Below are 8,888 nucleotides of genomic sequence, written 5' to 3'. Positions count from 1 at the left end.
ACTCGCGCCCGTATCAACTGGATGTTCACAACGGACAAAGCTCGCACCAAACTGGGGCGCGCCTATCCAGGCATACCCAAAGAGTCAAAATCACTGTGACGAGCTACTAGGCGAGCTGGGCGCCCCGCTGTACCAGCGGCAGGGCGAGATCGCGAACGAGGGGATGCGTGATGACGCTGAATGAACTGGCTGATGCGCTGGAAAAGGTTGACGAGGAGGCGTTTGCCTCAATGCTGTTGGAGTACGAGCTCAATCACGAAGATGAGCCCAAGGTCGTGAAGACGATGATCGTCGAGGCGCTACGTTTTGCGGACGCGCACGGATTTCGTGCAGCCCGGCCGTCACTCGATGAGGCCGACTAGTCGCGCCGTCGTCTCGATGTGTTGTTCCGAAACGCTTCCAGAGCTCGCTTAAAGAGCTCATACCGGAACTTTGCGTCCCTTAGCCCAATCCTAGCGAAATAGCCGGCCATGGCCGACGTAGGTGAATGATCGACGCAGCCTCATCTGGGCGTGCCGGTTCTTGGAAGGCTAGACGTTCTCGAGGGTTATCGCCGATCGCCCTCATCGATTTCGATCCATATCGGACGGTAGTTTTGACAGGCAATCTTTCACCCTCAGTTTGGTGAGTAGTGCCCCAAAGCGACACGCAGGACATTTTGTCCGTTTTGCTTTCGACAAGTTGGCCGATAGCGCTTCCCTCCTACGACGCAACTGATTGATATCGTAGAGCTTCCGATGTGGCACATGAGTTGCTCAGGATCAGGATTGGGGGCCGCAGCGGCAACGACTATCCGTCACGTACTGCCGGCCTCCGGCCCGATATCGGCAAGGATCGCACTTTGGCACCGCCGTTCACCCCCGAGAGAGGACCCCATGGCGTTTCATCCGTTGCATGACTGCATTCTGCTCGGAAGAACCGAGGTCGAAGAGAAAACAGCCGGTGACATCTGAACCACGAGATCCACGGCGACGCGCGTTTGTCGCAAGCACCAGGCGGTGCGCCGTCGCGAATGTTCTCTCCAGAGGAGATGTCCATGTCCTTCACGCTTCCTGATCTGCCCTACGCGCATGACGCGCTCGCTCCCTACATGTCCAGGGAAACGCTGGAATATCACCACGACAAGCACCACGCCGCGTATGTCAATGCGCTCAATGCCCTTATCAAAGGCACCGAATGGGAGGGAATGAGCCTGGAGGATGTCGTCATCGGCTCCTTTGGAAGCAACGTTCCTGTATTCAACAATGCGAGCCAGGACCTGAACCATACCTACTTCTGGAAATGGATGAAGCCGCATGCCGGAAGCGCGCTGCCGGGAATCCTGGAGCGGCAAATCAAGGCGGACTTCGGTTCGATCGAGAAGATGAAAGAGGAGTTCATCGCCGCCGGCGTCGGGCAGTTTGGCTCTGGCTGGTGTTGGCTTGCAGTGCAGAACGGCAAGACAATTGTTATGAGAACGCCCAACGGCGAGAATCCGCTCGTCTATGGTGCAAAGCCCATACTGGGCTGTGACGTTTGGGAACACTCCTACTATATCGATTACCGCAATCGAAGGGCCGATTACATTCGGGCGTTTCTCGAGCACCTCGTGAACTGGGAGTATGTCGAGGATCTCTTCAAGAGGGCAGCGTGACCGATGAAGCGCATATCGACTGGCACAACCGGACGCTTCACGCTCGTCGTGAAGCCCGAACATCTGGCCAACCGGTTCAAGGACAGCATCCTGCCGCCGGTGTTGGCGACACCGGTCATGATCATGGCGATGGAGAATGCTGCCCTCAATGCCGTTCGTGATTATCTCGAGCCGGGCGAGAGCGTGGTCGGCACCATGGTCAACGTGCAGCATCTTGCTGCGACTGTGGTTGGACAGACGGTTACCGCCATGGCCGAAGTCACAGCGGTCGACGGCCGCCGGATCGCATTTTCCGTCCGCGCCTCCGATGAAATCGAGGAAATTGGGAAGGGGACTCACGAGCGGATGGTCGTTGAGCTCGCCAAACTGCGAAAACGCCTTGACGAAAAGGTCGCGCGATCCGCGGCCACCCGCGCCACGCCGCGCTGAGACCGGGGCGCTTCATACTGCAGTCGTCTAGAGCCGGAATTGATCATCAACCATGGGTAATAGCCATGTTCGACCTCATCGTCCATCCCACCGAGGGCAAAGCCGAAGGGATCAGGCAGAAGCTTCCAGGCGCGCAACACGCTGCGCCGACGCCGGCCGGATCGTAATTCCGTTCCTGACCATTGACGACAGACCGCGCGTTTGAAAGGGGCTCCATGAATTCCGAAAAATATACCGACCGCGCGAGGGGCTTTATCCAGTCGGCGCAGTCTCTGGCAACACGGGAGGGTAACCAACAGTTCACGCCTCTCCATGTGCTCAAGGTGTTGCTCGACGACAACGAAGGCTTGGCCGCCGGTCTGATTGATCGGGCGGGTGGAAACTCGCGGGCGATCCTGCACGCGACGGAAGCGGCTTTGGCAAAACTGCCGAAGGTGTCCGGTTCGGGTGCGGGACAAGTTTATATGGCGCCCGACACCGCGCGCCTGTTCACCGCTGCGGAGGAGCTAGCGGAAAAGGCGGGCGACAGTTTCGTCACCGTCGAACGCCTGCTGCAGGCCTTGTCCACGGACAAGAGCAGCGAAGCGGCGAAGATCCTGGCGCAAGGCGGCGTCAATGCCCAGGCTCTTGGCACCGCGATCGATTTGCTCCGGAAGGGCCGCACCGCAGACAGCGCGTCAGCCGAGAATGCATATGACGCACTGAAGAAGTACGCCCGCGATCTGACGCAGGCCGCGCGTGACGGCAAACTCGACCCGGTGATCGGTCGCGACGAGGAGATACGTCGCACAATCCAGGTGCTGTCGCGCCGCACCAAGAATAATCCGGTCCTGATCGGTGAACCGGGTGTCGGAAAGACCGCCATCGTCGAGGGGCTCGCCTTGCGGATCGTGAACGGCGATGTTCCCGAGAGCCTGCAAGACAAAAAGCTGCTCGCGCTCGACATGGGCGCGCTGATTGCCGGTGCCAAGTATCGCGGCGAGTTCGAGGAACGATTGAAGGCCGTGCTCTCCGAGGTGACATCCGCGGATGGTGGTATCATCCTCTTTATCGACGAGATGCACACACTCATCGGTGCTGGCAAGACAGACGGTGCGATGGATGCTTCCAATCTCCTCAAACCCGCGCTGGCTCGCGGCGAGTTGCACTGTGTGGGTGCGACCACGCTCGACGAGTACCGCAAGCATGTCGAGAAGGACGCCGCGCTTGCCCGCCGTTTCCAGCCGGTCTTCGTGTCGCAGCCCACGGTGGAGGACACGATCTCGATCCTGCGCGGCCTCAAGGACAAGTACGAGCAGCATCATGGCGTACGGATTTCGGACGCCGCGCTGGTCGCCGCCGCAACGTTATCCAACCGCTACATCACCGACCGCTTCCTTCCCGACAAGGCCATCGATCTCGTCGACGAAGCTGCCGCACGGCTCAAGATGCAGGTCGACTCCAAGCCGGAGGAACTGGATTCGCTCGACCGCGAAATCGTGCGTCTCAGGATCGAGCAGGAGGCACTCAAGAAGGAAAGCGATGCCGGGTCGAAGAGCCGTCTGAAGACGCTCGACGGGGATCTGGTCGATCTCGAGAAGCGCTCCGCCGACATGACGACGAAATGGCAGGCCGAAAAGAGCAAGCTCTCGGACGCCCAGAAGATGAAAGCGCAACTCGAGCAGCTTCGTACGGAACTGGCGAACGCGCAGCGAAAAGGTGAATACCAGCGGGCAGGCGAGCTGTCTTACAGCACGATTCCCGAACTGGAGAAAAAACTGGCTGCCGTCGAGGCCAGCGAGAGCAGTTCGATCAGCGAGACGGTCACGGCCGACAATATCGCCCAGGTAGTTTCGCGCTGGACCGGCGTTCCCGTCGACAAGATGCTCGAGGGCGAGCGGGAGAAACTCCTCCAGATGGAGGAGATGATCGCCAAACGCGTTGTCGGACAGACACAAGCGGTTCGTGCCGTGTCAACGGCCGTGCGACGGGCCCGCGCGGGATTGCAGGACCCGAACCGGCCGATGGGCTCGTTCATGTTCCTTGGCCCGACTGGCGTCGGCAAGACGGAACTGGCCAAGGCCCTTGCGGAATTCCTGTTCGACGATGAGCACGCCATCCTTCGCATCGACATGTCGGAGTTCATGGAGAAGCACTCGGTCGCACGGCTCATCGGTGCGCCTCCGGGCTATGTCGGTTATGACGAGGGCGGCGTGCTCACGGAAGCCGTGCGGCGACGACCCTATCAGGTCGTCTTGTTCGACGAGATCGAGAAGGCGCATCCGGATGTGTTCAACGTGCTGCTGCAGGTGCTGGACGACGGACGCCTGACCGACGGCCAAGGGCGGACAGTGGATTTCCGCAACACGCTCATCATCATGACCTCAAACCTCGGGGCGGAATACCTCGTCAATCAGGTGGAAGGCGAAAAGACGAGTGCCGTTCGCGACAAGGTGATGGAGATGGTCCGCGCGCATTTCCGGCCGGAATTTCTCAACCGCATCGATGCGATCATCTTGTTTCAGCGGCTGCAGAAGAACGACATGGGCCGAATCGTCGACATTCAGTTCGCGCGTCTGCGCAAGCTCCTCGACGATCGCAAAATTACACTGTCGCTCGACGCCAAGGTCCAAGCCTGGCTCGCCGAGAAGGGCTGGGACCCCGCCTATGGCGCCAGGCCATTAAAGCGGGTCATCCAGCGATATGTACAGGATCCGCTGGCCGAAATGCTGCTCGCGGGCGACGTCCGCGACGGCTCGACCGTGCAGATCTCGTCGGGGAAAGACGGTCTGACATTCAACGGGAAGACAGTGAAGCCTCCGGATGAGGACGAAGCGATCTGAGCGTCAGGCTTGAGAAAGACATGGAACGAGCAAGTGCAATTCTTGAAGAAGCATCAGATCAAGGAAGGCATGAAGGTCGTCGGGTTTGACGGTGTGCAGATCGGTGTCGTCGATAGCATCGAGGGCGGCCGTATCAGGCTGAAGAAAAGCGAAACTGGCGGCGGCCGGCACAGACGACATCACCACTATATCGGCATGGATTTCGTCGACAGCGTCACGGATCACAAGGTGCGGCTCTGCTCTGACGCCGATATCGTCGAACTCTTTGAGGAAGAAAAGTCGGGCCGCCCGGTCAAGTGATTTGGTTGCGCTTGGTCCGCGGTTACGCAGTCGATATGGATTATGGCTCGCGTGACCGCTGCAATGGATTTCAGGGAGAAAGGTATGGCCATGAACAAGATCAACGGCGGTATGGAAGTAATCGGCGCTGACGGAGTGCATGTCGGCACGGTCGATCAGGTCGAAGGTGATCGTATCAGGCTCAGGAAGAGCGACAGTTTCGGGCACCACAAAGGACATCAGCACTATATCGAGCTGGGATTCGTCGCCGGCGTCGAGGGTAACAAGGTGCGCTTGTCCGCCAACGCAGACATTGCGGTGACACTGGAAGAAGAGCCGTCAGGACGTCCTGTCGATCTTGGATAGCCGGGATAGTGCAGCGGGACCGCTGCGGCCGCTGTTGTCTGGGGCAAGACGTTTCGATTTCACAGAGGCGACAACGGGCTCGACGCTGCGCGAGCCCGTTGCGCCCGCAGCGTGGACAATTTGTCCGTGCTCGATCGGACAGTTTGTCAGATCCGGTCGGTCAGGTCGGCGTAAGCTCTTGATATCTCGATGCACCCAAATTGGCATGGCGGTTGCTCCGTAGCCGATGAATGGCTCGATAGAGCAAGAGGGAAAGCATCGACGCGATGGAAGAATACGATCTCTACATCAATGTGAAGAAGCCGGCGATCGGGATCTATGTCCGCAAGGGCGCGCAGCTCCCGGACCTCGCGGACAAGGGCGACTGGGTTTTTGACGGGACCTCCGCTTAGGATCTTTTGCCGCCGAGCGTGATCGAAGGTGTCAAGGCCGATGGCCATGCCTTTCGGGACATGGATTGACCGGCCCTCGGCCTGATTGGTCGGAGTGAACATCTCAAGGGATGCCAGCGGCCTTGTGTGTTCGTTATCCCGATCGCCCTGCCGGTGATTTCCGCACGACGCCTCGTTCGAGAAGCTCGTCGATGCCAACGACCGCTGGCCGCGCCGAACGCGCGGGCCGTGTTCAGCCGGACGGGCCAGCCCGGAGCATCAAGTGCGCCGAGCAGGCCGCCAAGGAGTGATTGTGTCAGCTGTCGTCCCACAACCCGTCGTCGCAAGACTGACGCGTGCCGCGATATTTCTCGTCGTCCGGATCAATCCCGGAAAGGACAGCGAGAATGCGGTGCGCGGTCTATGTGCCCTTCTGTCGGCACTCCTGCGAGCCGTCGGATTTCGCGATCCGGAAGCGCGGCTATCATGTGTGATGGCTCTCGGCTCCGATGCCTGGGACCGACTGTTCGGTGATCCGCGGCCTAAGTATCTTCATCCTTTCAGGGAAATCCATGGGGTGCATCACGCAGTCTCCACGCCGGGCGACATCCTTTTTCATATCCGGTCTGTCCGCATGGATCTATGCTTCGAGCTCGCCTCACAGATCATGTCCCGGCTGGGCAAGGCTGTGACGGCGATCGACGAGGTTCATGGGTTCAAATATTTTGACGATCGCGATTTGCTTGGATTTGTCGATGGAACCGAGAGCCCGTCCGATCAGGACGCGGTTGACGCGACGACCATCGGACAGGAGGACCCTGCATTCGCCGGCGGAAGCTACGTCATCACCCAGAAGTATCTGCACGATCTGCAGCGCTGGAATGCGATATCCACCTCGGAGCAGGAAAATATCATCGGTCGTCACAAACTGTCGGACATCGAGCAGGACGATGCGGCCAAGGCGCCCTACGCACATAATGTTCTGACGACGGTCGTCGAAGACGGCGAGCAGCTTGAGATCGTGCGCGACAACATGCCTTTCGGTGAGATCGGCAAGGGTGAATTTGGTACCTATTTCATAGGCTATGCGCGCTCGCCCCACCGGATCGAACAGATGCTCGAGAACATGTTTGTCGGTCGGCCGCCCGGCAACTACGACCGGCTGCTGGATGTCAGCCGCGCCGTTACGGGGACGCTGTTCTTCGTACCGTCAGCGACATTTCTTGACGACGTTTCGCCTGAAGACAATGACGCCGCGGCAGCCAGCGGGGAAGCGCCGGTTTGCGCTGAGCAGAGTGGAGCAGGCTCGTCAGATACAGCTCGCACATATCCGCCCGTCAACGACGGGTCGCTTGGAATTGGGTCTTTAAAACAAGAAGGCGAACCATGAATAATCTTCACCGCCAACTCGCTCCCATATCCGACGCGGCCTGGGCTCAAATCGAGGAGGAGGCTTCCCGTACCCTGAAGCGGCACTTTGCCGGGCGGCGCGTGGTCGAGGTCCCCGAAGCCAAGGGGAGTGGCTTCTCGGCGGTGGGCACTGGCCATGTCAAACAACTTCCGGCTCCAGGCGAGGGAATGATGGCGCAACAGCGCGAGGCGAGGGCGCTCGTCGAACTGCGCGTTCCATTCCAGCTCTCGCGTCGGCAGATCGATGACGTTGAGCGTGGCGCCCTGGACGCCGACTGGACGCCGGTCAAGGATGCTGCCCGCAGAATCGCATTTGCCGAAGACCGCGCGATTTTCGATGGATATGCGGCTGCAGGGATCGAGGGCATTCGCCAGGCCAGCAGCAATGCAGGATGCATTCTTCCGACAAATGCGAAAGCCTATCCCAGTGCCGTCGCGCAAGCGGTCAGTGAAATCAGACTTGCCGGCTGCAATGGGCCATATGCCCTCGTCCTTGGGGCAGAGGCGTACACGGGCGCCAGCGGCGGAAGTGACGAAGGATACCCCGTTTTTCACCACCTCGAACGGATCGTCGACGGCGGCGTTGTCTGGGCGCCTGCCATCAGCGGCGCCTTTGTCCTGACGACGCGAGGAGGTGATTTCGAACTGGATATCGGCCAGGACCTCTCGATCGGCTACCTCAACCACACCGACACAACGGTCGATCTCTATTTCCAGGAGGCTTTTACCTTCCGGGTGCTGACCACTGAAGCTTCGGTGGTACTCGCCGCAGCCGAGAAGCAAATGTTGAAATAACGAGTCCTGCTGGCCATGTCAGGTAGACAAGGAGTTAGCAATCAATGGACAACCTGGCCCGGCGGCTGCCTTCTTGATCTTTCTCACTGTTGCCTTGTGATTCTTCTCTCTCAAGCTGCCCGCCATCCTCATAGTTGAGATCTCAGGGGCGCTGCCCCTCGCGCGCGCCAGGGCACGCTCTCACACCCCTGTAGGCTGGCCGATCGAAGTGATCGAGTTCAGTGCGAGTGGAAAGGCGCCAAAGAAATTTGGACCGAACGCCTATCGGTTCGGAGCTTCCCTCACGCTAAGCGTGGTTCTTCCCAGGCGGGGATGGACGCTGGTCAAGCAGACAAAGAACTACGCATATCTCATACCACCCGAAGATCAGCCAGGCCCCAACTTCCGTATCTCAATAGCAGTTCCACCCGCTTCAGAATGCTTGGCCATCGCGAGTAGGTGTTACGCTCGTGCCGAATCCTGGGCATACCAACTTGGCGAGTGGCCGGCATGGTATCTCCATGAGCGAAACCGCGACCAGCGCCGCTTATGGCGTGACCCGATGACAACAGAGACAGTATCAGAGTTGCATCCAGCCCTCCGGAATCTAGCCTTTCCATCGGTGAGTGGGGTATCTGGGAGATGCACGTCACCGGGGTGGCTGGGCACTTCGTGATCGGACGCGCCCCTCCTACTAGCACTACTTTGGGTGCGCCGGGAGACCGGCAAGGAGTAGATGGTGAAAGTCCATTGCGATGAAGGTGTAGCGAACCACATCGGCCCCGAGCCGTGCGCAGGCCTCCG

Annotated in this window: 9 protein-coding genes; all 9 read left to right on the top strand. The window is 59.4% G+C overall.

The genetic code is table 11. The annotated features are described in order from the left end of the window. Positions 1 to 170 precede the first annotated feature (170 nt). The 9 genes from ACZBJS_RS41230 (at position 171) to ACZBJS_RS41190 (ending at position 8,105) form a co-directional block, all read left to right on the top strand. Entirely contained in the window at positions 171 to 362 is a 192-nt protein-coding gene (locus ACZBJS_RS41230) for a hypothetical protein (RefSeq protein WP_463440211.1), read from the top strand. 674 nt (positions 363 to 1,036) lie between these two features. Beyond that, complete coding sequence (locus ACZBJS_RS41225) at positions 1,037 to 1,633, top strand: superoxide dismutase (protein ID WP_456864610.1); 597 nt, start codon at positions 1,037 to 1,039, stop codon at positions 1,631 to 1,633. Between the two features lie 3 nt (positions 1,634 to 1,636). Next, positions 1,637 to 2,062: a thioesterase family protein gene (locus ACZBJS_RS41220; RefSeq protein ID WP_057016348.1), complete on the top strand. Its 426-nt coding sequence runs from the start codon at positions 1,637 to 1,639 to the stop codon at positions 2,060 to 2,062. 215 nt (positions 2,063 to 2,277) lie between these two features. After that, complete coding sequence (gene clpB / locus ACZBJS_RS41215; protein WP_463440210.1) at positions 2,278 to 4,884, top strand: ATP-dependent chaperone ClpB; 2,607 nt, start codon at positions 2,278 to 2,280, stop codon at positions 4,882 to 4,884. Between the two features lie 69 nt (positions 4,885 to 4,953). After that, entirely contained in the window at positions 4,954 to 5,184 is a 231-nt protein-coding gene (locus ACZBJS_RS41210) for a DUF2171 domain-containing protein (protein WP_463440209.1), read from the top strand. 84 nt (positions 5,185 to 5,268) lie between these two features. After that, the gene (locus tag ACZBJS_RS41205) at positions 5,269 to 5,529 is read left to right on the top strand and encodes a DUF2171 domain-containing protein (protein WP_233475597.1); all 261 of its coding nucleotides are present in this window, start codon (positions 5,269 to 5,271) and stop codon (positions 5,527 to 5,529) included. A 266-nt stretch (positions 5,530 to 5,795) separates the two neighbouring features. Continuing rightward, a complete protein-coding gene (locus ACZBJS_RS41200) occupies positions 5,796 to 5,921 on the top strand; it encodes a hypothetical protein (RefSeq protein WP_463440208.1) in 126 nt (41 codons plus the stop codon). A gap of 292 nt (positions 5,922 to 6,213) precedes the next feature. Then, positions 6,214 to 7,290, top strand: a complete 1,077-nt coding sequence (locus tag ACZBJS_RS41195; RefSeq protein ID WP_463440207.1) for a Dyp-type peroxidase — start codon at positions 6,214 to 6,216, stop codon at positions 7,288 to 7,290. Beyond that, positions 7,287 to 8,105, top strand: a complete 819-nt coding sequence (locus tag ACZBJS_RS41190) for a family 1 encapsulin nanocompartment shell protein (RefSeq protein WP_463440206.1) — start codon at positions 7,287 to 7,289, stop codon at positions 8,103 to 8,105. Before ACZBJS_RS41195 ends, ACZBJS_RS41190 begins: the two co-directional genes overlap by 4 nt. Positions 8,106 to 8,888 lie beyond the last annotated feature (783 nt).

The sequence above is a fragment of the Bradyrhizobium sp. KZN70725 genome (assembly GCF_055264925.1).
The sequence above is the reverse complement of the archived record's forward strand: the minus strand, read 5'-3'. Positions and strand labels throughout refer to the sequence as shown.